The organism is Vibrio sp. Vb1026 (genome assembly GCF_033338745.1).
GTDB lineage: Bacteria > Pseudomonadota > Gammaproteobacteria > Enterobacterales > Vibrionaceae > Vibrio > Vibrio alginolyticus.
Window position 1 is genome coordinate 553035 of sequence record NZ_JAWOTH010000002.1, and the last position, 23525, is coordinate 576559.

Sequence of the window (23525 nt, forward strand, 5' to 3'; positions counted from 1 at the left end):
ACTCTCTAAACAAAGAGTGGGGTTACCTAAGCACAGAATGACTAGCGTCTCTTATAGCCAAAGGATAGCAGAAAGAAAAACGCCTACTCACAACGAGTAGGCGTTAACACAATAAATGTGTTTAGGCAGTAGAAACTGGCCTATTTATTAGAAGTAGTAACGAGCACCTAGAGTCCAGTAGTCGTTCTCTTCATTGTTGTAGTCGTTACCTAGATCAAACTGGTAAGCTGCAAACGTTACGAAAGCAGGAGTTACAGCGTACTCTGCTTGTAGCGCAGTTTCGCTTGAAACTGTCTTATTGTCTTCTTCGTCTTCTACGCCTTCGTAGTTAACGCTGAATGTCCAATCGTTTACGCCGTATGCCAAAAGAGCTTCAAGTTGAGAAGTGTCTTTACGCATTTGGTAAAAGTACTCGTTCATACCGTATACTACTGCTGCGTATAGACCTGAACCGTACTGACCGTAGTTTAAAGAGAATAGGTGTGATTCAGCGTTCTTAGTACCTAGAGTCGCGTTTTTAACATCACCACCGCTGTATACGTAGCCTAGACCAAAGCCAGCTACAGAACCGCTCAATGCAACTTGACCACGTTGCTCGTATGTTGTTGCATCTGAAGTTTGCTCACCTTGCCAACCTAGACCTAGGTTGAAAGCAAAACCTTCACCAAATTCAAAACCTTTACGGTAGCTAAGCATTTTATCAGCACGAGCTGAGCCTAGGTTGCCGTGGTTGTCGTACAAAAAGTCGTTCGCAAACGCGATTGGTAGATCCGCAACGCCAGCGACATCGTAGTAAGGTGACCATTGAGTACCTGCTACTAAACGGCCAAACTGCTCATGAGTAGCACCGATGTAACCTAGACGAGTTTTGAATGACTGTTCACCACCATTTAGGTAGTTAAGCGCCCATTCACCTTTAGCGTCGATAGTAATACCGTTGCCAATGTCTTTCTTACCCGCAACGTTAATACGTGGAGACACTTGGTGAACTTTTACATCTTCTTCGAAATACTCACCCACGCCAACTGAAACGTGACCGCCGATCGATAAAGATGTACCATCGCTGTTGTAAACTTCTGCTGCGAAGGCCTGTGAACCACATGCTAGTGCCGCCACTGCAACGGCTAGAGTTTTCATTTTCATTGTTAACATCCGTATAGTTGTTTGTACCGGTTCGCTTAGAAACAGATTAAATCCGAATCAATCGCAACGAACACATAACAAAGTAGTAATGAAATAGAAATGAAACAAACACTTTCTTATGCAACCAGTGGTATTAATGCTCACATTTTGAACTGAGTCACAAAAAAATAGGGAACTTTTCATTCCCCATCATAAAATTTGTGGCTTTTTACGTGTCACATCTCCCAACGTGCGAGTGGCTTCTCAGTTTTGATACCCTTACTGCCCCAGCGGTCAATAACATCAATTTGCAGTATGCGGCTCGGTTTAATAAGCGATGTCAAGGTTTTCGACGGTCGTTTATCCGTCACTAACCATAGCGTTTTATCTTGTTCAAACTGAGCTTTTAAAGATAATTTGTCTTCTTCTGTCCACTCGAGCTCCGGCTTAAATTCGCGCCCAACCACAAACAATTGGTTGCCAGAGGCAAAGTCCTCTAATGACTCACTCATCAGTACCACTGAATCGATGCCTTTATCGAAGATCTCTGCCTGTTGTTGGTTGATCAGTTCACGCACATTGAGCATAAGAGCCTGTTGATTCGTTTGAATAGCCTTTTGGTGTTCAGGATATACACGTTGTAGATCCTCTCCAACAATGCCCGCCATTCGGATTAAGTTTGTAGGGTTCAGCCATGCGTACTTCGATGTTGACCCGTTTTCCAATGTCAGTACTGCAACTCCTTGAGCTCTAGGAGAAATGGCCTGCGATGCATCGATTTCAATCAAGTGAATGTTGCCCTGTCGAGCGTAAACATAAGTCGGGTCTTGTTTCCAAATCGCACCAAGAGTAACAGCAACCGTCGCGGCTTGACCCGCTTGCTTAACTTGCTCTGTACCTTTATTTGCGAACCAGTTCTCAAGACGCTCAACGCCGTAACGCTTTGGAGGCAGATACTGAGTCTCTATCCCTGTACCTTTCATGAGTTGCTCAGACAACATGTACGTGACGGGAGTGCTGGTTAAAATGTCTTTGGCGCTTGCCAACGATGGAAGTGTCGTCGCTATAACCAAACCAAAAGTTATCGCTAATTTTTTTATCTTCATGTTCATTACTTTATAAAAAGGGTTACGCTTTTTGTATAATTCGGTAAACCGTTGCTGTTAGGAAAAATGCCGCAGAAACAATGATGATGGATGCGCCTGATGGCACTGGTAGCTCAAGCTCCATCGGCAGTATGGTTCCTACTAAACACGCAATGGTTGCCAATAAAGAAGAAAGGAGAACGAAACTGCCCATGCGTTTAGTCAATAGCCTAGCCGTTGCACCAGGAATCAGTAGCAATGCACCAACCAATACCGCGCCAATAATCTTTACCGCGGCGATGGTGACCAAGGTGATCATCATGACAAATAAGTAATCATAAAAGCTGGTATTAAAGCCGCGTACACGTGCAATATCCGGGCTAATACAAGTCAGCAAAATGCGGTTAAACGTTGGAATAAGAAGCAGTAATATGATCAAACAACTGATCGCTAAAATAAGGATATCGTTGTCCGTCACAGTCAAGATCGAGCCAAACAACACGTTCTCCAACATGTGAATGTTGATCTTGCGAGCAACGTACATTAACAGCGCAGCACCAACCGCTAACGCTAGTGCAAGAAAAACCCCAACCAGTGTGTCGTAAGGTACATTCGTACGATTACGAACAAAGTGAAGCAACAGCGCAAAAATCATACAAAAGCTAAACAATCCGATGATCGGATTCTCTGGCGGCTCACCGAGCAACACACCAATCGCGATTCCGGTAAGCGCAGCATGCCCAACCGCTTCAGAGAAAAAAGCCAGTCGCTTGGCGATGACTAATGTACCAAGACCACCAAGTAATGGCCCTAATATCAGCGCTGCCACAATTGCGTTCACCATGAAAGCATAAGAAAAGCTATCGCTTAACCATCCAGCTTCAACGCCGCTAACCGCTAACTCTCGCAACCAATCCATTATGCAGCCTCCACTTTTGCTGTGTAGTGCTTGAATAATGTTTCTATACGATCAGGACTTAGCACATCTGAATGGTGCCCTGACGCCACAATTTGACGATTTACAACATGGACCTGCGCATCTAAACGGCGCACTGCGGTCACGTCATGGTGCACTGCCAGTACCGTTTTGCCTTCTCCAACGACTTCATGAATCAAACCTTCAAGATATCGAACACCTTGCTCATCCATGCCAGTTGTAGGTTCGTCTAAAACCAATAAATTGGGCTCATCCAGTAAAGCTTGCGCAAACAAAACACGCTGTTGCTCACCGCCAGAGAGTTGCCCCATACGACGATCGCAACGCGTTGCCATACCCACGCGATCCAGCTGGGCCAGGGCATGTTGAGTTTGTTTGGTTTTACGTCGCCAAAATAGAGGGATACGAGTTTGGTTAAGCAGTACAAAATCCATCACGGTTAACGGGAGGCTTGCTTCAAACATCGCTTTTTGTGGCACATACCCTATCTTCCCCGATGCAGCTGATGGTTCTGGCCAATTGAGCGCTATGTTTCCCGAAAATGGCGTGAGTCCAAGTACCGAACGAAGCAAAGAGGTTTTACCACCGCCGTTCGGTCCCATAATCACGTGACATTTCGCGTTCTCGAATTCGACGCTGATGTTCTGCAAAATGATATTGTCGGCGTATTTTAGGCCCACGTTACTTAAGGAAACGGAAGGTCCAGTCATTACGCCTTTTCCCCTGCTCGCTTACTCGCCACAAATTTCATGGCTTCGATTAGTGTTTCCACATTATCTCGCATCTCAACCTCGACTTTATCGGCCTCATACTCACCGTGAGTCATGTGAGAAAAGCGATAAAGCTGCACCCCAGTCGCCTCTTCGATGGTATCAACAAAGCGATTCGGCATATTGAGCTCATAAAACAGAACATCAATGCCCGATTCACGAATTTTCTCTATCGTTTCCTGTAGCTGACTTGCACTTGGTTCTACACCATGAGCAGGCTCAATGACAGCGGCAACGTCAACACCAAACTCCTGAAGGATATATCCGTAAGCATTGTGGGTTGTCGCCACCTTCATACCAGCCGTGTCCAACTCACCAAGAGACAACATTGCATCACGCTTCATCAGGCGAAATGTTTTCGCGTATTTACGAGCATTTTGGCGATAGAACGTAGCATTGTCTGGGTCCAATTGGCTTAGCTCACTCGCGATGGTGTAAACCTTTTGAATGGTTGTTGATAAACCGACAAAGGTGTGAGGGTTCACTGCTCCTTGACCAACAGACTGCCCCATAGCAGGCAATAAAGGCACTTCTTTGTTCGCTTCGATAACCACGAGATCATCACGCTGAGAAGCCTTGATCACTTTCAGTGCAAAATCGTCATGACCAATACCATTGATCACTATTACGTCCATTTCATTTAAGCGCTTAAGATCATTAGGTTGTGGCAAATAGTTGTGAGGATTAAAACCAGCATCAACCAAAGGAACGATGTCCGCCTTCTCACCAACAACGGCTTTAACATAGCTGTAATAAGGTTGAAGCGTAATACCAATACTGAGTTTATCGGCAGCAAAGCCAGTAGAAGACACCGTCAATAACGCGGTGGCTGTAAGAATACGACGTAAAAGAGAGCGTTTGATCATAGTACTTATCAATTATGTTGTCTTAATGGGCGTGAGAGTGGGAAGAAGAGTCTGACAGAATGATTTGTTTCCACCCGAAATCGTGGCGTTTAGCTAGATCGCTTAGTCCCTCCACATTTAACGAACGGCTAGAATCATTAAACCAAATATCAGCTTGAGAACTGCGGCTATCCAACAGCATGGAAGCAGAGCCTTGGGCACTGGTCTTCACGCCAATGTAGACACCGTCATCAATTCGTTGCCACTGATGAGAACCTTTACGCTTCCAGTTTTGGTCTTTCACGAACGGAGCAATCCAAAGCACCTCCATATCAGAGATCTCAGGCCAAGTTCCGGTATCTAACTGCAAATCACGAATCTCTTCATGAGCGAGCTTAAGCTCAGCGATCAACCCCAACTCATTTTGATGTAAATCCGTGATTAACACTTGATGAGACTGCATGTCTGGCTTTTCAGTCGCGACCTGATGGTAGGGCATAAGTATGGCTGCTGAACTGAGAATTGCTGCGATTGTCAGTGCGACCCACTTTCCTTCTCGGTTACCATCATCAGGGCGAACTTTCTGTACACTCATTTCTCTTTCAACTCAACGATATCCACTTCCACCGGGCTTTCATGTCCGGCATCAAATACCAAATAGAAATCTGTTTCAGGGTGAGTAAATTCTGCGATGGAACGCTTATCTGTTTTTTCTTTGGCGATCAGATTGTCGTCGTAATCGTACATTTCGACATCGTAGTCGACCGCTGTCGATCCATCCGAGTAGCCCGCTTCACAAATCACTTTATCTTGCGCCAAGTGACAGCTCATCAGAGGAAAATGTGCAGCAGCGTGAAAGGACGCAAATCCAGAAAAAAGCAAAACCGCTTTTAGAAGAGAAGTGTTATTCATGATAATTCCAAAATGGCCCAGCAATTGCTGAGCCTAATTCGATTAGTTAAGTTGAGTTTCAAACGTAAGATGAACATTGGCACTCGCTTTATCCGCCAATGGATTATCTTTTAATTCACCTTTGTAGTTCGCTTTCATTAAGTAGCGCCCGGCGACTTCTGGCGTGAAGATCACTTTGCCATCTTTATCGCTCACCACATCGATTTGTTCTTGATGGTTTCGGTACATAGTACCTTCACGTGTAATCTCAGCAGTAACGCCCTCTTGTGGCTCTCCGTTAAAGAAAAACTGGAAAGTCACAGGCTCACCTTCAATGATGTCCGATGGATGCGTGATCGGTTTCATTTCCAGCATTTTGCCTTCAATCTCCAACGCTTTGTCCGTTGGCATACCAACCGTAATGTAGCTTTCTGCTCGGGTGTAACTTAGTTGAGTAACCACATCACGCGCTTGCTCAGGAAGCACGTCACCACGCTCAGCTTTGTTTGCTCGCGCCCGTTTCACCGTATCACGACGACCCGCTTTGTATTGGGTGTAGTAGCTCGGCTGATTATTGATCGCGACTTTGTGCGTGCCTTCTTCCGTAAAAAAGAAATCAAACATAGAACGACGTTTGCCACGAACAACAAAGTTAGGACGCTCAGAACGGCCATCCGGCATCACCACGAACGCTTGGTCACTACCCGCTGGCTTGTCAAAAACAAACGTTCCGTGAGAAGCAGTAACATCAAATGTCAGCCAGTCACCGCCTTCTTTAGAAACCGTAAAGTGAGAGGGCAGAACCCAACGTGGATGTGCTTGCGCGGTGGTGGTTACAGCCAATCCCATTGCCATTACACTCGCCAATGCCACTGCTTTCATTTTGGTTTTCATTGTTGTGTCCTTTAATCACTTAACTTGATAATTGACGGTGATGACACCCGTCTCTTGTGTTGGTTTAAGCTCATAGCGCACGTCACTGTCCGCTAGCGTTATTTTTTGACGTAAGTAGTTTCGCCCACCGTGTTCACGAACGACTTCGACGTACAACGTGTAATTTCCTTGTTTCAAACGCTCCCCTGCGTCATTGGTTCCATCCCAGACAAAGCGGTATTGACCAGCAGGACGTGTTGCAGAAGTCACCGCATCAACAAGTTCACGATCATAACGACCCGCTTTTCTCCACCAGCTGCGTAGATCTTTTAACCATTCGTCTTTCCCTACCCATAACTGAATGGTTTTAACCGGTTTACGCTGATCGTTTTCAACCCAAACCGCCACATAAGGGCGTGCATACATTGAGGTATCTATCTTTGGAAGTTCGAGTTCGAAGTCGACCTTCGCGTTATCTGGTAGAGGCGCCGCGGAAAGAGAGAAAGGAGCAAAAGCCGCGATCAAAGCGGCTTTACAAAAGTGATTACGGCGGAAAAATCTTCCTGTGTTCAACATAAGTGTTCTCTAAAAAAGCTGTTATGGAACAGCAACAAAATAAATTACGAGCGACAGTAACGTACCAAAGCTCATCCATTGCATTGACGTTCTGAGCGTCTTCTTCTTAGGCAGTAACAAGCACACGCCTGTAAGAACAAAAAACACCATCAAAAGCGCAGTGACGTCGATAAACCACTTCCAAATCCCACCACTGTTGCGTCCTTTATGTAGATCGTTCAGCAGCGCAACAATACCGTAGTGCGTCGTTTCGACGTCTGCTGCACCAGTAGTCATATCAATAAAGACCGTAGCGTTATAACCCGGGCCTTTAAAATCCATAGAAAGCTCTCCGAGTAACAACTCACCTTGCTCAACTTCGGTATACACATCTAGTGCGGAGGGAGTACCGCGAAGCTCGGTTTCTTTAGTCAAGAAAGCCACCAGCCCTTCACGATTAGGTTGAAAGGTATCTGAATGTGAGAATAGAACTGAGTGCGGAACCGTCAGAGTATGTTGTTGAATGATAGGTTCACTGCGTTCAAACAATTCGGGGCGATTGAGGGTAATACCAGTTACTGCAAAAAACAGCGTAACTAAGAGAAGAGCCATCGAAATATAGATATGTAGGCGGCGAGCCCAAGTTTGAACACCTTTGCTTTTAAGCAACATAGAAACAATCATCACCAATAAATGTGGGTCATAATTTAGGTGATAATCATTCGTATTGGCATTTAATTTACATTGTTTACTTTTTTCAATTCAGCTTGGCTGGCGCATGTTGTAACTATTTGCGCCAATGTGAGTTACCGATTGCCTACCCTCTAGATAATAACCCTATCAATTTTAATGACTCAAAATTTAATGATATTTCCAATACTAAAAAGTGGGATAGACTCCACCAAAATGCGCCTTTATGTATATTTAATGAAAAGCTTAAAAGCTACCCATAAACTAGATAAAAAAGGTAAGCTAAGAAGTTAGTGTAGGGTTAGATAGAGAAGATTTTCTGATGCTAGCCAAACGTTATGGTGTAGTTCAGAAGGAAAAATATGAACAAGAATGTTGGAATAATTCTCTTATCACTTTTCTCAAGTGTCACTTTCGCAAGTGAAAAGTTTGAAGCCAGTTTGTTTAACAACGTAAGTCAATCTATCGATAATTATGGTGCTAAGATAAAGCTGTGCGAATCTATGGCAGACCAGAATACACCTGACAAACAAACCCTAGAGTATTCAAAGAAGCATATAGAAGCATTAACTCCTGTTCTGCCGTTTTTAAGCGAGAAAGCTTTTGAGGCTTGTGTATTAAAAGAGAAGCAAGAGCTAGCATATTATCTATTAATAGCAAAAAATAACGCTTCAAGAACCTCAACATTAAAGCTTGTAGAATCGACTGAAAGCCTAACTTTTCATATCGAACCTACATCGAGAGAAAAGTTTGAAACACTGAGCAAGGTACATCAAGAATATATAGAGAAAAGCCCTTTTTTCTCCCGACCATTTGATGCATTAGCTTTTTATGAAAAGCTCATACAATAAATAGCCTTTATGACTTTAGACAAAAAAATACCCGAGACTGAGCTCGGGTATTTAATAAAAATGTTCGCTATGAGTTCTGCGTCGATTCTACTTTGCGTAGCTGAGATAGATACTTAACCCAACTTTTTGCCTGATTCGATGGCTTAATCTCATTCGCTCTTTTGGCATTAGCGAGCGCATCGTCAAACCGCTTAAGTTTGTAGTAAGCGCGAGTTTTGATAAGTGCAACATCCGCTTTACGACCTCTGACCTTATCGAGCGCGGCAATGGCATCTTTATAATGGCCTTCTTGCACCAACAGTTGAGAATAGTTCCAGTAATACTGCCTATCTAGCTGAGCTGCAATACGCCAGCTATCAATAGACTCTTCCCACTCTTTTGCCATTTGCCAATACGTTGCTTGCTGAGCTTTTAGCTTACTATTCGAGTTTACATCCTCTAGCTCGTTCATCACCAACGCAGCTCTCTCAGGAATACCTCGTTTCGCGTACAATTGTGCCAGCAGCTTTAAGTCATCTTGGCTAAGTTGTAACCCTTTCAGTTTTGCCAACGCCAAAGAGTCTAGGGCACGTTTGTTGTCATCAACCCGAAGGTATAGAGCAACAAGCTGACGCCACCATTCAATTCGCTCAGGTTCAATCACGATTAAGCGTTTGATGGTCGAGATTGCCGGCTTCCACTTTTTCAGTTCTAGCTCAGCAGAAAGCTTTATCGACAATGCGCCAAGCTTGTCTGGCTGACCAAACTTCTCATAACGAGCCATTGCTGAAAGCACTTTTTGCCACTGACTCAGTTGATAATGAGATTGGGAAATACGTAGCCATAGCTCATGCGCTTTTTGACCTTTAGGAATGTTTTTGCTCAAGGCATAGTAATGAGGTAACGCCTTAGAAAAACGTTGCTCGTTCAGCAGTATATCAGCCAACATTTTTCGGGTTTGCCATGATTGCTCATCTTGTAGCAAACCACTATTGACTGCCAACTCAAGTTGCTTAATCGCCGCTTGAGTTTGCTCATTCTGCCAGTAAAAAATACCCAACATTCGAGCGACATAAGCTTGGTCATATCCACGAGAAAGCTCCATAGCTTCAAGAGATGAAATCGCTTCTTTCAGTTTCTCTTCTTGAGCCAAGTTGTGTGCTCGTTGAACTCTCGCTGCGGTGTATTGGCTTAACTCACTGGCAATGGTTGAGAGTGCACTCAGGCTTAATACCGTACCGATTAAGAATTTTTTCATCATTTGGCTAACTTGAACTCCACTTTAGCGGTTTGTCCGAACTGCTCAATTGACACACCATCCTCAACTTTTGGCTGATACTTCCATTTTTTAAGCGCACGGATTGCTTCTCTTTCAAACATGCGCTCGGGCTCAGCCTCGATCACTTCAATATCTTTTGGTCGTCCAGTTGCATCGATCGTGAAACGCATAATGACATAACCTTCCACTCTACGTTTCAGCGCCTTACTTGGATAGCGAGGATCAACACGATACAACGGCAGTGCTTGCTGGTTGCCCATTGTTCCCTTCAAGTTTGGGGCGCTAATCGCGATGCCTTCAAGGGCTGTGTTTAAACCTAAAGCACTGACTGGCGTCATCTGACTCATTGGTTCCATTTGAGTGTCAGCTTGAGACAGATCCATTGGCTCCGGCGCTTGAGGTGGCTCTGGTTGCTCCGGCACTGAACGTTGACGACGCTGCACGTCTGCTTCATTCTCTACCATCACCATATCAAAACGAACGGCTTCTGAAGCTTCTGGTGCACGCTGGTTGCCTTTATCAACCATCCACGCCATAAAGCTAAACAAGCTCACAGAAATTAACAGTGATGCTGGTAGTGCAAGTAACAGCCTGCCCATTAAGGTTTCTCCGCCGCCAATGCAATGTTCTTCACACCCGCCGCCTTTGCAGCGTCCATCACTTTCACGACAGTGCCATTGTAAGCATGCTCGTCAGCTTGGATAACTAACGAGGCATCAGGCTGATCAAGTAACAGGTGCTCAATAGAGGCCTCAACACGCTCAATATCAACCACTCGTTTGTCGATGTACACATCATTCGCTGCCGTTACTGCGATAAAAATGCCCGCATCTTTTTGGCTTACTACATTAGAAGCCTGAGGGCGATTCACTTCTACACCGGACTCACGTACAAACGAACTGGTCACAATGAAGAAGATCAACATGATGAAGACGATATCAAGCATCGAGGTTAAATCGACTTGAGCTTCATCTTGTTGGTTAGGTCTGCGTCCGAGTCTCACTTTTGACTCCTTAAAGATTGTTCTAACTGGATAGCTTTTCGTTCACACACTTTGCTAAGGCGAGCATGAATAAACATGCCCGCAAGCGCTGCTACCATACCTGCCATGGTTGGCAGCGTAGCAAGTGAGATACCAGAAGCCATCAATTTCGGATTGCTGCTGCCTTGCGATGCCATTACGTCAAACACCGTAATCATGCCTGTCACCGTCCCTAACAACCCTAGCATTGGGCAAACCGCCACAAGTAGCTTAATAGTCGATAGGTTTTGGCGCAGTTCGATTTGCGCTTTTGCAATCCATCCTTCACGGATTTGATGCGCGTACCAAGAGTGGTGCTCTGATCTTGCTTGCCACTGCTCACAAAGCTGTTTTTTTACCCCAGGGAAAACCGTTGTGAGATAAATAACTCGCTCCATAACCAACAGCCAGCACACCGCCACGACAGCGGCCAGCCACCATAGGATTTGACCACCTTGCTGCATAAAGCTCATCAAGGTTGTGGCCCAATCCTCACTGATCAAACCCAATGTGCTGAGTAGGATCTGCTCCATTACGCTGCGTTCTCCGCTAAGGTGTTAGAATGGCTTTTGTTACTCGGCATATCACGCTCAGCTTGTTCTGCAACTAAACCGATGCCTTGTTTTTCTAAGATACTGCGAATATTTTCTGCTTGAGAGCTCAATACGTTGTGCGCTAATAACAAAGGCATGGCTGAAACAAGGCCAAGTACGGTAGTCACAAGTGCCATCGAAATGCCACCCGCCATTACTTTCGGATCACCATTACCAAATTGAGTGATGACTTGGAAGGTTTCGATCATACCCGTTACCGTGCCTAGTAGGCCAAGCATAGGAGCTAGAGCAGCAAGAAGCTTAAGCATCGACAACCCTTTTTCTAGGTGGGTTTGCTCATCAACAACAGCTTCCAAAAGACGTAGTTCTAACGCTTCTACGCTGCGATGCTTGTCTTTCTGGTATACCGCAAGCACGCGACCCAAAGGGTTGTTTCCTGGCTGAGCTGGGGTTTTCAGCTGCTTCATGATTTTCTGGCGCGAAATCATCAGTGATGCACCACGTACGAGCGCAATCAATAGGCCGATAGCCAATAAACCAAGGATGATTTTACCGACAACGCCGCCTGCATTTAGGCGATCAGCCAAAGTCGGTGAGTTTGCGAGCTGCTCAAGAAGAATGCCGCGTGACGGATCAATGACAAGCGCATCAATGTCACCAGAGGAAATAGTATTCGCTGTTGGACCGCTTCCAGGCTGACGAAGATAGTTTACCGCATCTCCGCGTTGACCATTCCACTTAACGTAGCCAGTCTCATCCAGCAGCGCCATAGAACCAAGACGAACACCACTAACCGTTTGTTCACGACCTTCGCCATTTAGCAGTGTGAAAGAGACGTTTGCCATTTCACCGCTTGCTTTGATTTGTTCTTCCATGCTGCGCCACATCGCCTGAAGTTGGGTCAACGTTGGCAGTGATTTAGCCGCAACAATAGCATCGATATCTTTCTGATATGAGTTTGCATCGACACCGGTTACTGAGCTTTTTAGCTCAGACTCTAGCTCTTTTGCGTTCTGGCGAACGACGCCAAATAACTCACCTAGGCTCCCGGTTTCTAGACGCAACTTTTCTTCTAGCTGTGCCAGTTCTGCTTCATTTTCACCGAAGGTAACACTTAATGAGTCCGCTTCTGCTTGAAGAGCAGCCCGCTCTGCCACCAATTTATTCTTTATAGCCTGTAGCTCTTGCTCTGTTTGCTTAAAACCTGATTCACGCGCGACATTGTGCGATTGGTGTTGACGATTTTCTTGCTGCGCCTTTTGTAACAACGCATCACTAGCAAAAGTTGTATGAGGCATTAATGCGGCTGTCGAGATTAATGCAACCGATAACCATTTTTTCATCATTTATTTGCCCTCCGCAGCGGTTAACGACACTGGCAGAGTTAACATGCTCGGCGCGATCTGTTTATTCGCCATAGCGAACGCTTTGTCTAGCTCTGATTTTTGCTCAGAACCCACTTGTTGCCATGCGTGTTTTTGCTGCGACCAGCTCCAAAATGTGTCACCAGATAAGCTACGCGCTACCAAAGACAAACGGCCTAAATAGAGAATGTCCGCCTCCACAGCTTCATTGTCACCCAGGTTAATCTTGCCTTGGTAAACGCCAAGCTTGGTGCCGTAATCCATTTCAATTTGGTACGCTTCTAAAATACGACGAAACTTCTCTGCATCCGCAACGTCTGCACGCGTCATCATGGAATCCAGCTTTGCAATTCGCTCCTCACGTTGCGCTTTGCGTATAGGCTTGTCGTTAGCGACGAGCACTTTTAAGCCCTCAAGCATGTGATACATCAAAGGCACGACACCTTGACGAGTTTGAGCAATCTGCTCAATTTGCTCGTTCAAGCTATCAACTTCTTGATTTTGACTTTCAACAAGGCTTGCAAGATGATCGCGATAAATCTTCAAGTTACCGACTTCCTCTTGCAGCTGCTCAATTTCAGCTTCTAGAGTAAGTGATTTTTCTGCGCTTGCATCAATACGTTTTTGGCTTACCGCCGACGACTGGTTTGTTTTACTCTGCACAGCTTGTGCATCGTTTAAGTTCGCCGCGTGAGCGGGAATCAAAACCGATGATATCAACAGAGCGATACTTGATTTCATTAGATTCATACGAGTTATATTTCTATGTTCCAAAAACGACCAAAGGGGAAGACTACCCTTCCCCTTTAATAATCAAATTGTTATCAGTACTTGAACTGGATTGTTGCCATGTAGTTGCGGCTTTCTCCAACCACAACCCCACTCGCACCTTTTTGCTCGCCATTCGTGCTACCACCACCTGCGAAGTAGTCGGTATCGAATAAGTTTTCGACATTGAATCGAGCAATAATATCCAAGTTTTCATCGTACTTATGTTTGTATGACACACCCATATCAACGCGAGCGTAGCCATCTTTCTTGAAGGTGTTCTTTGCATCACCGTAGCGATCACCTTCATAAATCAAACCAAGGTTTAAGTTAGTGTTGTCTTGAACCTTGTAGCTAGACCATAGACTTGCCGAGAACTCTGGCACGTCTACAGGGCGGTTACCTTCATATCTTTCTGCCTTCTTAAGCTCTGCATCCAAATACATTGCAGAAGCGGTTAGCGACAACTCTGGGGTCACAAAACCTTGAGCCATTAACTCAGCGCCTTTGTGAACTTGCTCACCACCTTGCGTTTTCTTGTGTAGGAGATTGCCGCCCGCGTCTTTGCCGCTTTCAACATCCAGCGAGATGTTCTCTAACGTGATATCAAACACAGCACCAGATACAAATAAACGCTGATCAAACAGTTCCCACTTCGTACCGATTTCATAAGAGATACCACGCTCAGCGTCGAGTTTCTCACCTTCATTGATGTAGGTACGACTACCGTTGCTGACTTCACCTTGAGGCATGAAGCTTTCAGAATACTGAACGTAAACCGAGCCATTCGTCGATGGGTGGAAAATGACACCAAATTTTGGAGAAACCTGGTTTTCGGTCAGTTCATCATCACGCTTTTCGTCATAACGAACACCTGCAAGCACTTGCCAGTAATCATTAATCGTCATCATATTTTGCGCGTAGATACCCCAAGTATCGTACTCAGCAGTTGGTGATTTCTTCGAACTACGATAGCTAGGCTTAGGCACCGTTTCTCCTGGCGCAATACTCGCCTCATTATGAAATGCCATAAAGCGATCATAACTGTAATCTAAGTAGTTAGCGCCCACTAACAACGTGTTTTCCGTACCGAACAAAGTAAAGTCCGTCGTCACATCTATATATGCAGTATCAAATACCCAATTATCGGAGCGATCGTTGCCTCGATGCTTAATCGTATTTAACTCTTCATACTGATCAAACTTAGGGTAAGACTCTACATCAAAACGCTTAAAGTCTTGGCGGTTGTAACCTGCTTTTACGTTCACGTTATCCGTGACTTGCGCATTAATATCGACACCGTAGTTTTCTACTTCGTTATCAATTTCAGACCACTGCGCATCCCAAATATACTTATCACCGCGAACCGCTTTGCCATCAACAATGTATGCGCCAGAGTCCACGCTACCATCGTCTTTCGTGCGATCGTAATGAGCCGATACCATAAAGTTGTCTGTGATATCGTACTCAACCACTAGGCCCGCAACCGTACGATCCGTTTCTGGCTCGGTGCCATCACCGTACCTGCGCCAAGAGCCGTAGCTTTCTTTGGCAAAAATTGCGCGCGCTCGCAGTGTCTCTGCATCATTTAGCGCGCCACTCACATCAAGCACAGTGCGTGAGTGATCATTCGAACCTAGATCTTGACTCAAACTTGCTTGTGTTTGAGTTGTTGGTTTTTTCGAAACCATGTTTACCAAGCCACCTGGCTCAGATTTACCGTATAGCAGACCTGATGGACCTTTAAGCACTTCAACACGCTCTAAAAGCTCAATTGGCTGACGGTAGTGTGACCAGTGTTGACGACCATCACGAAGAAAACCGTCTGAACTGCTAAGTTCAAAACCACGTAGAGAGAAACGTTCGCGGTTACGGCTTGTACCACCCGCGCTAACACTTGCATCGTTACGTAGCACTTCACCAAGTGTACTTGCACGCTGCTCATCAATTACCGTTTCATCGATAACCGCTACTTGTCCCGGCGTTTCCAGCTGCGTCATTTCCATGCGCATTGCTGTACTGTTTGTATCTGCCTTGTAGCCGAACTCTCGACCTTCTACAACTACATGTTCGTCTGTTTGAACTTCCGCCACTGCAGGTGTTGCTAACACTGCACCGATCACTAACGCCAAATGGCTCTTAGTAAACATATCCTTTCACTCCGATTATTATTTTTCGGGTCACATACTTGTTGAATGCGATTCCCTCTTAATTATTTCGCGGGTGAATATAAGTGATAAGTATTACCATTTGCATTAAATTTACATTCTTTGCATTTGCAAACTTTTGTAAAGTACTCTCTGATGATGCGCTATGATAACGTGATATTAATCACAAGAATTACGACTTAATCATACTTATTGCTTGAACACTAAAGTAACCCTCAGACCACCTTGCTCACGGTTTTTCGCCGTAACTGCTCCACCCATAATACGCATGGATTCTTTGACAATCGCAAGACCTAAACCGTAGCCACCAAGCTTTTTATCTCTAGAAGCATCTAAGCGTGTAAACGGATCAAAAATATCGACCAGCTTGTTCTCTGGAATACCAGGCCCATCATCAGATACTGACATTATGGTGAACTGCTGCCCTTCTTTGACATAATTTTCCAGAGAAACTTCTATCTGAGATGCTTGTCCTGAATATTTAATGGCATTACCAATAAGATTGTTCAAACAACGAATGACCAGCGTTTCTTCACAAATGGCTTTAGCACATACAGCTTCTGAGCGGAAAGACAACGTCTGTTCTGACTTCAAATCTATTTTGCAACGTTCTACTTGCGGGGAGAGCAAAACTTCTAAATCACAGCGTTTCGTGGCTTTGTCGAAGCGCGCATTTTCCAAGCGACTGAACTCCAATATATCGCTGATCAAATGGTTTAGCTCTTTTGCTTCATCTTCTAGCCTTGTCACTAGGCTTTGCTCACTTTCTCCAACACGCTTTCGCAAAAGATGCAGAACCAAGTTCTGCCTCGCTAACGGCGTTCTCAATTCGTGAGAGACATCTCTTATAAGCAGTCGCTGCTTTTCAGCGAGAGAATGAATCTGTTGCGTCATGTGATCGAAATCTTGCGCTAACTCGTTAAACTCACGCGTGCTCGACTTCAGCTCTTTCACGACACTGACATTAAAATCGCCATTAGATAGCTTTTTGCTTGCTTCTCTCAATCGATCCAATGGTTGCTGTAAGTTACGTGCCATTAGCAGCGAAAAGAGCGCCAAAATAACCACTGCAATCACGACTTTGAGAATAGAGAAATACAGAATGAAGTCATTTGCAGGGTGCAGTCGATGTGGCAATTGAATCACTAAAGTATTGCCATGAACTAAAGGAATATTGATGATGGGGCGATTCACTTTCCCCTCAAGTTGATCATCAATGCTTCTCTTAAATTGAAGTTTGAACTCGAAGTGCGGATGCATCAGACGGTGCGTAACTGGTTGCTGATGTTCATTCAACACAAATAAATAAAAGTTTTGCGCATTTGCCCAGTCAGCAAGTTCGTCCATGTCTCCGTGCTCAATCAATACATTGGCTTGATGTGCAAGGTCTAGCATTTCTTCTCGCACACTATCGGGCACTTTCAACATGGCTTTCACCAGAGCTTGTTCCGCTAAGGATTGCACGACCAAAATACTAATTACAATTGCGGTCATGCAACTAAATAACTTGAACGCTAAGCTATCTTTACGTTTTGCAATAAAAGGTGGACACCGGAGCTTCATTAACGGTTTACAGCCTCTAAATAACTGTAACCTTTGCCACGGAAGGTTTTGATATGTTGCTTGGAAAGCCCCGCTTCAACTAACTTGCGACGTATGTTACTGATGTGCATATCAAGGTTGCGATCAAAAGGACTCAGCTCTTTCTTTAACACTTCGGTTTGAAGCTCTGCTTTTGAAATCACGACTCCTTGGTTTTTTACCAAGTAGCTCAATAGTTCAGCTTCCGTACTTGTGAGGGGTAAGCTATTAAGCTGGTCACTGATCGTTTGAACGGTACTACACATCGTCTGACGTTGACGTTCCAAGCCGACACGACGAAGAATCGCTTTGATGCGCATTAGAAGCTCAGCGACATTAAAAGGCTTTCCGATATACTGATCGGCCCCCGCTTGGTAACCATCAAGCATCGAGTTTTCATCGTTGAGAGCGGTAAGCATTAGGATAGGTGTCGCGAAGCGCTGACAGATCCTACGAGCAACTTGCATGCCGTTAAGGTTTGGTAACATGACATCAAGCAATACAAGATCTACAGGCGTTTTTTCCATATATTGCAGCGCACTTTCACCGCAATGTATAGAAGAGACGATGTAGCCCTCCTCTTGCAAAACCGCTTCTAACAGCTCACACAAAGGAACGTCATCATCGACTATCAAAACTCGTGACATTACCACTCACCATTCAAATAAAAATGGTTCGCATTTTATTACTCATTTACCAATTAAACAACTAACACTCTAATGCTTTAAGTCCACAGGACTCAGTCCAAGAAGCAGCAACGTGCCATTAGAGTTTAATGTTCACTTTTACTAAAGGTTCCTAACAATATGCACCTAGATATATCTTCATAGAAAAAACGAGTACAATCTGGCAACCGCAAAGCAAAAGATAAAGCGAATGGAAACGTTATTAATTGGTCACCGTGGCGTGGCAGGTTCATACCCTGAGAATACAAAAATAAGCATTCAGGCAGCCATTGACCTGGGGTTGAAGTGGGTGGAAGTGGATATACAGCCTACCAAAGATAATGTTTTAGTGGTTTGCCATGATCATACCGTCAATCGATGCAGCAATGGACAAGGGCGTGTTGATGAGCTCACCCTGGAAGAGTTAAAAGCATTAGATTTCGGTAGTTGGTTTAGCACAGACTTTTCAGGCGAGAAGATCGTGACACTAGATGAACTGCTCACTTTAGCTACTGAGAATAAGCTTAACTTGAATATCGAAGTTAAAGTAGACAACCATCCAGCGGAAGAAGTGGCGCAGACTCTCGCCAATGCGTTAACAAAAAGTCCAATGCCGCAAGAGAATGTACTCCTATCGAGCTTTAGTCATGACGTCATTAGAGCAATGCACAAATACTGCAGTGGCTACCGATTGGGTGTGTTAAGTGAATTCTTTACGAGAAAAGATAAACGCCTTTTGGAAGAAGTTAGTGCCTATAGCTGCAACCTAAATATTAACTGGGTTCGTACTCGCCAGATAAACAAACTCCAACAAGCCGGTTACAAAGTGATGTGCTATACGGTGAACAATCCAAATAAACTGAAATACCTGCCTCAGTTAGACGGTATTTTTAGTGATCATCCACAGCGCTTTATGCCATAGCCTATAAGAGCCAGAACATTAAAGGGGACCTTTTGTTACCACTCAATCTGAATTGGTGTCCCCATCTCGACAAGCTGGATAAATTCGTCCATCTCCTCGTTGGTAATCGCAATACACCCATTAGTCCAATCAAAACTTTGGATGTAAATCGGCAACTGACTCTCACCGTTTTTTAAGCCATGAATTTTGATGTTCCCTCCAGGGGACACACCTCGGCGCTTCGCTTCCAACGTATCAATCGCATCAGGGTAACTGATATGCACAGAACGATAAAAAGCAGAGTCCTCTATAACATAATCTAGAGTGTATTCGCCCTCTGGTGTGCGATTGTCTCCCTCTTCTTGTTTATGTCCTTGAGGGTTCGCTCCTAAAGCAATTCGGTATTCTTTTAGCACTGCTCCTTGTTCCATCAAATACATTCGACGCTTAGACTTGTCGACTTTAACGAGGTCAACAGCTGCGTGAGTGCCAGAAGCAAACACACAACACAAGAACATAGAGCACCATTTTACTGACATTGTCGTAACGCCTAAGCTAATAAAGTGAACAAGAAAAGAGCGATAATGCTAGTCAGTTAATGCTCGTAAAGCAAACAGTATCTAATGCGGAACCATAAGATAGACTCGCTGAAAGGCGTACTTCTTATCGTTATTTGATACAACAAAAGTCAAAGAGAAGATTTCTCTATTCATTGCGGCTAAGTTGCATTACTTTATAAGCATATTTATTTATAAAGTCCGCACTTTTTGAGAGGGAACCATGATTAACATTGCTTTTTTTAGTGCAAAATCCTACGACGAAGCCTCTTTTAATAAAATTAAAAATAACCGCGATTTTGAATTTCACTATCACGACTTCCGACTAACCGAAAAAACAGCCAAGATGGCGCACGGCAGTGATGTCGTATGTGCGTTTGTTAATGATGATCTTTCAGCTCCTGTCCTTAAACAGCTTTCTCTGGGCGGGACCAAGCTTATTGCTATGCGCTGCGCGGGATTTGATAAAGTTGATCAACAAGCAGCCAAAGAACTAGGTTTACAAGTGGTTCGAGTTCCTGCTTACTCACCAGAAGCAGTGGCAGAGCACACGGTTGGTTTAATGATGTGCCTAAACCGCCGTCTTCACAAGGCCTACCAACGCACACGTGACGCCAACTTCTCGCTAGAGGGTCTTGTTGGCTTTAACTTTTACGGAAAAACTGTTGGTGTTATTGGTACGGGTAAGATTGGTATCGCGACGATGCGTATCTTCAAAGGGCTTGGCATGGAGCTGCTTTGCTACGACCCCTACGAAAACCCATTAGCGCTAGAAATGGGAGCCCGTTACTGTTCGCTTGAAGAAATCTACGCTAATGCGGATGTTATCTCTCTCCATTGTCCAATGAGTGAAGAAAACTATCACTTATTGAACGAAAAAGCCTTCGCGCAAATGAAAGATGGTGTAATGATCATTAACACCAGTCGAGGCGAGTTGCTAGATTCACTAGCGGCGATAGAAGCGTTGAAACAAGGTAAGATTGGTGCGCTTGGCCTAGACGTGTATGACAATGAAAAAGACTTATTCTTCCAAGATAAATCTAACGATGTCATTGTAGATGATGTTTTCCGCCGTTTATCGGCTTGTCATAACGTGCTGTTTACTGGCCACCAAGCATTCTTGACTCACGAAGCACTTAATAATATTGCCTCTGTGACGCTTGATAACGTCGAAGCCTTTTTCTCTGGTAACGTATCGGGCAATGAACTGATTAACTAAAGCCAGACAATCGAGAAGTATAGTAGAGCGTGTGATCTCAGCTATGCTATACTCCTCGACTATTTAAAATTTGAGTCAAATTACCATGAGCATAAAAACTGATATTCAAAAGCTGCACAACCGTTTAGATACATGCCAACGTAAACTTGATGCGGCACGTTCTCGTGGTGATCACGAAATGATTACAAAGTTCACGGATGAAGTAGAACAGCTTACCAAAAAGCTTAACCAGTTAAAGCACAAGCAAAACTATGAGCTGAACAAAGAACGTAAAAGCTTACTTGATATGCCTTTCTCTCGTGAAATCACCAAAGCAGAACAAGCGGACATCGGCAAACTGAAAAAACGCGTACGCGGCTTAGTAATCGTTCACCCATTAACAAAAGTTGGTAAAGAACTTCGCCTTGATGTGATGACAGGCTTTGCGCCAAAAGAGTTTTAAAACTCGCATTAACATTTATGGAGCCCAAGCATTTGCTTGGGCTTTTTATTTTGTACTGCTTCATTAGATTTCATCGAAATATCAATCCATAAGCTATTAAAAAGGCCAGCGACAAAAGCCACTGACCTATTTCGACCAATATCGTCCGCATTACATCTCCACGTTACGACAGTTGCTGCAACTTGCGCTCCACAACGGGATCATTCGGAACCAGCTGCTGAGCGACTTCCAAAAGCTGTACTGCATCTTGCGGGTTGTCATACTCATGCTTAAGTGCAATATCAACAAGTGGCTGAATATCGATTTGCGCTTGATGCTCCTTCACATGTTCTTTCTTTTCTTCAATTAGTACATTATGAGCGGTACTCAGTAAGTTTAAACGATGCTGTGAGCTCGCATTCGCCTTGTTAAGGCACTGATAGTAATCTTCTTTTAAGCGCAGCGTTTTGGTCTGATGACGAAACTGCGCTATATCTATCTTCTGATAACGTATAAAGTCTACGGCCACTTGCTTATAAAAACCGAATTTATTCAAATACGTCGCGTGGGTACCATGTCCCATCCCGAAGACTCTTAAGTGAGTGAGCTCTGGGTAGCGTTTGGCGTGAAGGCGGTCGATTTCATTAGTTGGATCATAAATGATATAGCCTTTTGCATCGCCAAGGTCGAGGTCGTGATACTTTCCTTCCCAATCAAATTGTTGGGCAAGTTCAGTACTTGGCCTATCATCCCATGGCACCAAAACTTTGTTTTTTGTGCTGACCGGGTGAAACATCAATACTTGATCCAACTTTAATAGATTAGAAAAGGCACCAATAGCAAAACCACCGCGGCTAAGTCCATAGCCTAAACGACATTCAAAGGGCTCAAGTAAAGTCGACAGTTGCTCTAGAAAGAAAATCAAATTACGGCTGCGAAACCAGTTACTTTTCCCAAGATGCTGAAATGAAATAATATTTACTTTTTGTTTCTGGGCTAAGCGATAACCCCAAGGCGCAAAGTCTGAGTGTAAGTCCTGTACTTGTAGATTCGTACCAGCAGGGGAAAAGGTGAACAACAACGGTTTATTGCGGTCGACAAACTCATACTTAACAAATACATCATCAAGTAAGTCCTCCCCGGACATCGGTAGCCTGGTTTGCTGTTCTTCACGAGAAAGAGCCAGCCATTCATCCAACCAGTACAGTAACTTCATTAATCCTCCATCTAAATTGCGCCTAGCAATTGTGTTAAAAATCTAGTTTTTAGTGTGTGATCATCTCCCCCTGGTTACAGGGGACTCTGATATCAGTCCTCTTTTAAAACAAAGCGTGAATTTGCTTATTAAATTGGTCAATATCTAAGGTTTGATGGCGAACAAACTCCTGCGCCACCAGATTAAAAAATTCTAATTTATCTAATTGTGTGGATTGAGTGCCGTGTCCCATACCGACGACTTTTAAATGGGTAAGCTCTGGATAACGTTCAGCATGAAGACGATCAATGCGATTGGATGGGTCATAAATAATATAACCTTTGGCATTGCCCAAATCTCGATCATGGTAGCCGCTTTCCCAAGCAAACTGCTGAGCAAGCTCAGTACTCGGCCGATCATCCCAAGGCACTAACGCTTTATTTTTAGTGCTAACAGGATAAAACAACAAAAGATGTTCTAGTTTCAGCAAGTTAGCGAACGCGCCAATTGCAAAGCCACCTCGACTTTGCCCATAACCCAAACGACATTTGAAGGGATGAAGCAACTCAGATAGCTGCTCCAGAAAGAAAATCAAATTCCGACTACGGAACCAATTACTTTGTCCTAAATGTTGAAAGGCAATAATGTTTACTTGTTGTTGTATTCCGAGCTCGTAGCCCCAAGGAGAAAAATCCGGAGTTAAATCTTGTACCTGCACATCAGTACCGGAAGGAGAAAATGTAAACAACAATGGCTTGTTAAGATCGACGAGTTCATACTTCACAAACACATCATCAAGTAAATCGTAGCCAGAGATAGGTAAAGCCATCTCTTGTTCTTGTTGAGTAAGAGCTTGCCATTCATCTAACCAGTAAAGTAGCTTCATTTTTTCTCCAAGTGCATCCGCAGTATTTAGACTGGAACTCTATCAAAATGCGTTTAAGCATCCCACGTTGAGACTTAAGAAAGCTCTATTTGAAGCCCAAATGAGACGTATGGAAATGTCTTCGATTGAAGGTATTACTGCGTAAACTAAACCCAAAGTAGGTACGCAAAAACTTGGAGAAAGAGCTAGAGAAAAATCAATTAGAAGTTTCGATAACAGCGGTTAAAAAACAGCAGATACAAAAAAACCGCTGTAAGAACAGCGGTTTTTTTAAAAGTGGCGGAGAGATAGGGATTTGAACCCTAGATACGCTATTAACGTATGCCGGTTTTCAAGACCGGTGCTTTC

At 44.2% G+C, this 23525-nt stretch carries 26 protein-coding genes; 4 read left to right on the forward strand and 22 right to left on the reverse strand.

Annotated features, from left to right (window positions below; all coding sequences use genetic code 11):
- Window positions 1-147: 147 nt before the first annotated feature.
- The 10 genes from R7E47_RS06405 to R7E47_RS06450 all read right to left on the reverse strand — a co-directional run bounded on the left by R7E47_RS06405 (window position 148) and on the right by R7E47_RS06450 (window position 7750).
- The gene (locus tag R7E47_RS06405) at window positions 148-1143 is read right to left on the reverse strand and encodes a porin (RefSeq protein ID WP_318083982.1); all 996 of its coding nucleotides are present in this window, start codon (window positions 1141-1143) and stop codon (window positions 148-150) included.
- 215 nt (window positions 1144-1358) lie between these two features.
- Window positions 1359-2228: a metal ABC transporter solute-binding protein, Zn/Mn family gene (locus R7E47_RS06410; RefSeq protein WP_053307119.1), complete on the reverse strand. Its 870-nt coding sequence runs from the start codon at window positions 2226-2228 to the stop codon at window positions 1359-1361.
- A gap of 22 nt (window positions 2229-2250) precedes the next feature.
- Window positions 2251-3126 (reverse strand): metal ABC transporter permease, encoded by an 876-nt coding sequence (locus R7E47_RS06415; protein WP_005393560.1) that lies wholly within the window; start codon window positions 3124-3126, stop codon window positions 2251-2253.
- The gene (locus R7E47_RS06420; protein WP_318083983.1) at window positions 3126-3854 is read right to left on the reverse strand and encodes a metal ABC transporter ATP-binding protein; all 729 of its coding nucleotides are present in this window, start codon (window positions 3852-3854) and stop codon (window positions 3126-3128) included. The genes R7E47_RS06415 and R7E47_RS06420 overlap by 1 nt, the downstream gene beginning before the upstream one ends.
- Window positions 3854-4780, reverse strand: a complete 927-nt coding sequence (locus R7E47_RS06425; RefSeq protein WP_005374249.1) for a metal ABC transporter solute-binding protein, Zn/Mn family — start codon at window positions 4778-4780, stop codon at window positions 3854-3856. The genes R7E47_RS06420 and R7E47_RS06425 overlap by 1 nt, the downstream gene beginning before the upstream one ends.
- A gap of 22 nt (window positions 4781-4802) precedes the next feature.
- A complete protein-coding gene (locus R7E47_RS06430; RefSeq protein WP_033906233.1) occupies window positions 4803-5354 on the reverse strand; it encodes a DUF6162 family protein in 552 nt (183 codons plus the stop codon).
- Window positions 5351-5671, reverse strand: coding sequence for a hypothetical protein (locus tag R7E47_RS06435; RefSeq protein WP_005374251.1), 321 nt, complete (start codon window positions 5669-5671; stop codon window positions 5351-5353). The genes R7E47_RS06430 and R7E47_RS06435 overlap by 4 nt, the downstream gene beginning before the upstream one ends.
- Window positions 5672-5713: 42 nt before the next feature.
- Complete coding sequence (locus R7E47_RS06440) at window positions 5714-6544, reverse strand: DUF4198 domain-containing protein (RefSeq protein WP_318083984.1); 831 nt, start codon at window positions 6542-6544, stop codon at window positions 5714-5716.
- 15 nt (window positions 6545-6559) lie between these two features.
- On the reverse strand, window positions 6560-7099 hold the full coding sequence (locus tag R7E47_RS06445) for a DUF2271 domain-containing protein (protein ID WP_213969640.1): 540 nt from the start codon (window positions 7097-7099) through the stop codon (window positions 6560-6562).
- A 21-nt stretch (window positions 7100-7120) separates the two neighbouring features.
- Complete coding sequence (locus tag R7E47_RS06450) at window positions 7121-7750, reverse strand: PepSY-associated TM helix domain-containing protein (RefSeq protein ID WP_005374254.1); 630 nt, start codon at window positions 7748-7750, stop codon at window positions 7121-7123.
- A 380-nt stretch (window positions 7751-8130) separates the two neighbouring features.
- Here R7E47_RS06450 and R7E47_RS06455 point away from each other — a divergent pair, with 380 nt between their 5' ends.
- The gene (locus R7E47_RS06455; RefSeq protein WP_042523421.1) at window positions 8131-8619 is read left to right on the forward strand and encodes a hypothetical protein; all 489 of its coding nucleotides are present in this window, start codon (window positions 8131-8133) and stop codon (window positions 8617-8619) included.
- Between the two features lie 67 nt (window positions 8620-8686).
- Here the strand turns inward: R7E47_RS06455 and R7E47_RS06460 are convergent, their stop codons facing one another.
- The 9 genes from R7E47_RS06460 to R7E47_RS06500 form a co-directional block, all read right to left on the reverse strand.
- On the reverse strand, window positions 8687-9859 hold the full coding sequence (locus R7E47_RS06460; RefSeq protein ID WP_151515843.1) for a tetratricopeptide repeat protein: 1173 nt from the start codon (window positions 9857-9859) through the stop codon (window positions 8687-8689).
- Window positions 9856-10476 carry an energy transducer TonB gene (locus R7E47_RS06465; protein ID WP_005374256.1) on the reverse strand — a complete coding sequence of 207 codons (621 nt, stop codon included), beginning with the start codon at window positions 10474-10476 and terminating at the stop codon, window positions 9856-9858. The genes R7E47_RS06460 and R7E47_RS06465 overlap by 4 nt, the downstream gene beginning before the upstream one ends.
- Window positions 10476-10880, reverse strand: a complete 405-nt coding sequence (locus R7E47_RS06470) for an ExbD/TolR family protein (protein WP_005374257.1) — start codon at window positions 10878-10880, stop codon at window positions 10476-10478. The genes R7E47_RS06465 and R7E47_RS06470 overlap by 1 nt, the downstream gene beginning before the upstream one ends.
- Window positions 10877-11431, reverse strand: a complete 555-nt coding sequence (locus R7E47_RS06475) for a MotA/TolQ/ExbB proton channel family protein (RefSeq protein ID WP_017635540.1) — start codon at window positions 11429-11431, stop codon at window positions 10877-10879. Before R7E47_RS06475 ends, R7E47_RS06470 begins: the two co-directional genes overlap by 4 nt.
- A complete protein-coding gene (locus tag R7E47_RS06480) occupies window positions 11431-12798 on the reverse strand; it encodes a MotA/TolQ/ExbB proton channel family protein (RefSeq protein ID WP_318083985.1) in 1368 nt (455 codons plus the stop codon). The genes R7E47_RS06475 and R7E47_RS06480 overlap by 1 nt, the downstream gene beginning before the upstream one ends.
- Window positions 12799-13566 carry a DUF3450 domain-containing protein gene (locus tag R7E47_RS06485; protein ID WP_005386010.1) on the reverse strand — a complete coding sequence of 256 codons (768 nt, stop codon included), beginning with the start codon at window positions 13564-13566 and terminating at the stop codon, window positions 12799-12801. It abuts the gene before it with no gap.
- Between the two features lie 74 nt (window positions 13567-13640).
- Entirely contained in the window at window positions 13641-15734 is a 2094-nt protein-coding gene (locus tag R7E47_RS06490) for a TonB-dependent siderophore receptor (protein ID WP_136976328.1), read from the reverse strand.
- 207 nt (window positions 15735-15941) lie between these two features.
- Window positions 15942-17315: a sensor histidine kinase gene (locus R7E47_RS06495; protein WP_222711991.1), complete on the reverse strand. Its 1374-nt coding sequence runs from the start codon at window positions 17313-17315 to the stop codon at window positions 15942-15944.
- Window positions 17315-17980: a response regulator transcription factor gene (locus R7E47_RS06500; RefSeq protein ID WP_065275613.1), complete on the reverse strand. Its 666-nt coding sequence runs from the start codon at window positions 17978-17980 to the stop codon at window positions 17315-17317. Before R7E47_RS06500 ends, R7E47_RS06495 begins: the two co-directional genes overlap by 1 nt.
- Before the next feature lie 229 nt (window positions 17981-18209).
- Here R7E47_RS06500 and R7E47_RS06505 point away from each other — a divergent pair, with 229 nt between their 5' ends.
- Window positions 18210-18920, forward strand: coding sequence for a glycerophosphodiester phosphodiesterase family protein (locus R7E47_RS06505; protein ID WP_005374268.1), 711 nt, complete (start codon window positions 18210-18212; stop codon window positions 18918-18920).
- Window positions 18921-18955: 35 nt separating this feature from the next.
- Here R7E47_RS06505 and R7E47_RS06510 read toward each other — a convergent pair whose 3' ends face one another.
- A complete protein-coding gene (locus R7E47_RS06510; protein WP_017819702.1) occupies window positions 18956-19438 on the reverse strand; it encodes a murein L,D-transpeptidase family protein in 483 nt (160 codons plus the stop codon).
- Window positions 19439-19679: 241 nt separating this feature from the next.
- On the opposite strand from R7E47_RS06510, the gene R7E47_RS06515 reads away from it, so the two are divergent.
- Window positions 19680-20675: a 2-hydroxyacid dehydrogenase gene (locus R7E47_RS06515; RefSeq protein WP_053350830.1), complete on the forward strand. Its 996-nt coding sequence runs from the start codon at window positions 19680-19682 to the stop codon at window positions 20673-20675.
- Between the two features lie 85 nt (window positions 20676-20760).
- Entirely contained in the window at window positions 20761-21117 is a 357-nt protein-coding gene (locus tag R7E47_RS06520; protein WP_005374274.1) for a YibL family ribosome-associated protein, read from the forward strand.
- 163 nt (window positions 21118-21280) lie between these two features.
- On the opposite strand, the gene R7E47_RS06525 is transcribed toward R7E47_RS06520, so the two are convergent.
- Window positions 21281-22312, reverse strand: a complete 1032-nt coding sequence (locus R7E47_RS06525) for a cytosolic protein (RefSeq protein WP_171342684.1) — start codon at window positions 22310-22312, stop codon at window positions 21281-21283.
- A 103-nt stretch (window positions 22313-22415) separates the two neighbouring features.
- Complete coding sequence (locus R7E47_RS06530; protein WP_005374276.1) at window positions 22416-23177, reverse strand: hypothetical protein; 762 nt, start codon at window positions 23175-23177, stop codon at window positions 22416-22418.
- Between the last annotated feature and the right edge of the window lie 348 nt (window positions 23178-23525).

Excerpts from the sequence above, each read along its gene's own strand:
- R7E47_RS06465 (WP_005374256.1), bottom strand. The coding sequence starts at position 10,476 with ATGGGCAGGCTGTTACTTGCACTACCAGCATCACTGTTAATTTCTGTG.
- R7E47_RS06500 (WP_065275613.1), bottom strand. The coding sequence starts at position 17,980 with ATGTCACGAGTTTTGATAGTCGATGATGACGTTCCTTTGTGTGAGCTG.
- R7E47_RS06495 (WP_222711991.1), bottom strand. The coding sequence starts at position 17,315 with ATGAAGCTCCGGTGTCCACCTTTTATTGCAAAACGTAAAGATAGCTTA.
- R7E47_RS06440 (WP_318083984.1), bottom strand. The coding sequence starts at position 6,544 with ATGAAAACCAAAATGAAAGCAGTGGCATTGGCGAGTGTAATGGCAATG.
- R7E47_RS06520 (WP_005374274.1), top strand. The coding sequence starts at position 20,761 with ATGAGCATAAAAACTGATATTCAAAAGCTGCACAACCGTTTAGATACA.
- R7E47_RS06450 (WP_005374254.1), bottom strand. The coding sequence starts at position 7,750 with ATGTTGCTTAAAAGCAAAGGTGTTCAAACTTGGGCTCGCCGCCTACAT.
- R7E47_RS06420 (WP_318083983.1), bottom strand. The coding sequence starts at position 3,854 with ATGACTGGACCTTCCGTTTCCTTAAGTAACGTGGGCCTAAAATACGCC.
- R7E47_RS06425 (WP_005374249.1), bottom strand. The coding sequence starts at position 4,780 with ATGATCAAACGCTCTCTTTTACGTCGTATTCTTACAGCCACCGCGTTA.
- R7E47_RS06525 (WP_171342684.1), bottom strand. The coding sequence starts at position 22,312 with ATGAAGTTACTGTACTGGTTGGATGAATGGCTGGCTCTTTCTCGTGAA.
- R7E47_RS06480 (WP_318083985.1), bottom strand. The coding sequence starts at position 12,798 with ATGATGAAAAAATGGTTATCGGTTGCATTAATCTCGACAGCCGCATTA.
- R7E47_RS06505 (WP_005374268.1), top strand. The coding sequence starts at position 18,210 with ATGGAAACGTTATTAATTGGTCACCGTGGCGTGGCAGGTTCATACCCT.
- R7E47_RS06410 (WP_053307119.1), bottom strand. The coding sequence starts at position 2,228 with ATGAAGATAAAAAAATTAGCGATAACTTTTGGTTTGGTTATAGCGACG.
- R7E47_RS06515 (WP_053350830.1), top strand. The coding sequence starts at position 19,680 with ATGATTAACATTGCTTTTTTTAGTGCAAAATCCTACGACGAAGCCTCT.
- R7E47_RS06405 (WP_318083982.1), bottom strand. The coding sequence starts at position 1,143 with ATGAAAATGAAAACTCTAGCCGTTGCAGTGGCGGCACTAGCATGTGGT.
- R7E47_RS06455 (WP_042523421.1), top strand. The coding sequence starts at position 8,131 with ATGAACAAGAATGTTGGAATAATTCTCTTATCACTTTTCTCAAGTGTC.
- R7E47_RS06435 (WP_005374251.1), bottom strand. The coding sequence starts at position 5,671 with ATGAATAACACTTCTCTTCTAAAAGCGGTTTTGCTTTTTTCTGGATTT.
- R7E47_RS06490 (WP_136976328.1), bottom strand. The coding sequence starts at position 15,734 with ATGTTTACTAAGAGCCATTTGGCGTTAGTGATCGGTGCAGTGTTAGCA.
- R7E47_RS06445 (WP_213969640.1), bottom strand. The coding sequence starts at position 7,099 with ATGTTGAACACAGGAAGATTTTTCCGCCGTAATCACTTTTGTAAAGCC.
- R7E47_RS06430 (WP_033906233.1), bottom strand. The coding sequence starts at position 5,354 with ATGAGTGTACAGAAAGTTCGCCCTGATGATGGTAACCGAGAAGGAAAG.
- R7E47_RS06475 (WP_017635540.1), bottom strand. The coding sequence starts at position 11,431 with ATGGAGCAGATCCTACTCAGCACATTGGGTTTGATCAGTGAGGATTGG.
- R7E47_RS06510 (WP_017819702.1), bottom strand. The coding sequence starts at position 19,438 with ATGTCAGTAAAATGGTGCTCTATGTTCTTGTGTTGTGTGTTTGCTTCT.
- R7E47_RS06485 (WP_005386010.1), bottom strand. The coding sequence starts at position 13,566 with ATGAATCTAATGAAATCAAGTATCGCTCTGTTGATATCATCGGTTTTG.
- R7E47_RS06415 (WP_005393560.1), bottom strand. The coding sequence starts at position 3,126 with ATGGATTGGTTGCGAGAGTTAGCGGTTAGCGGCGTTGAAGCTGGATGG.
- R7E47_RS06460 (WP_151515843.1), bottom strand. The coding sequence starts at position 9,859 with ATGATGAAAAAATTCTTAATCGGTACGGTATTAAGCCTGAGTGCACTC.
- R7E47_RS06530 (WP_005374276.1), bottom strand. The coding sequence starts at position 23,177 with ATGAAGCTACTTTACTGGTTAGATGAATGGCAAGCTCTTACTCAACAA.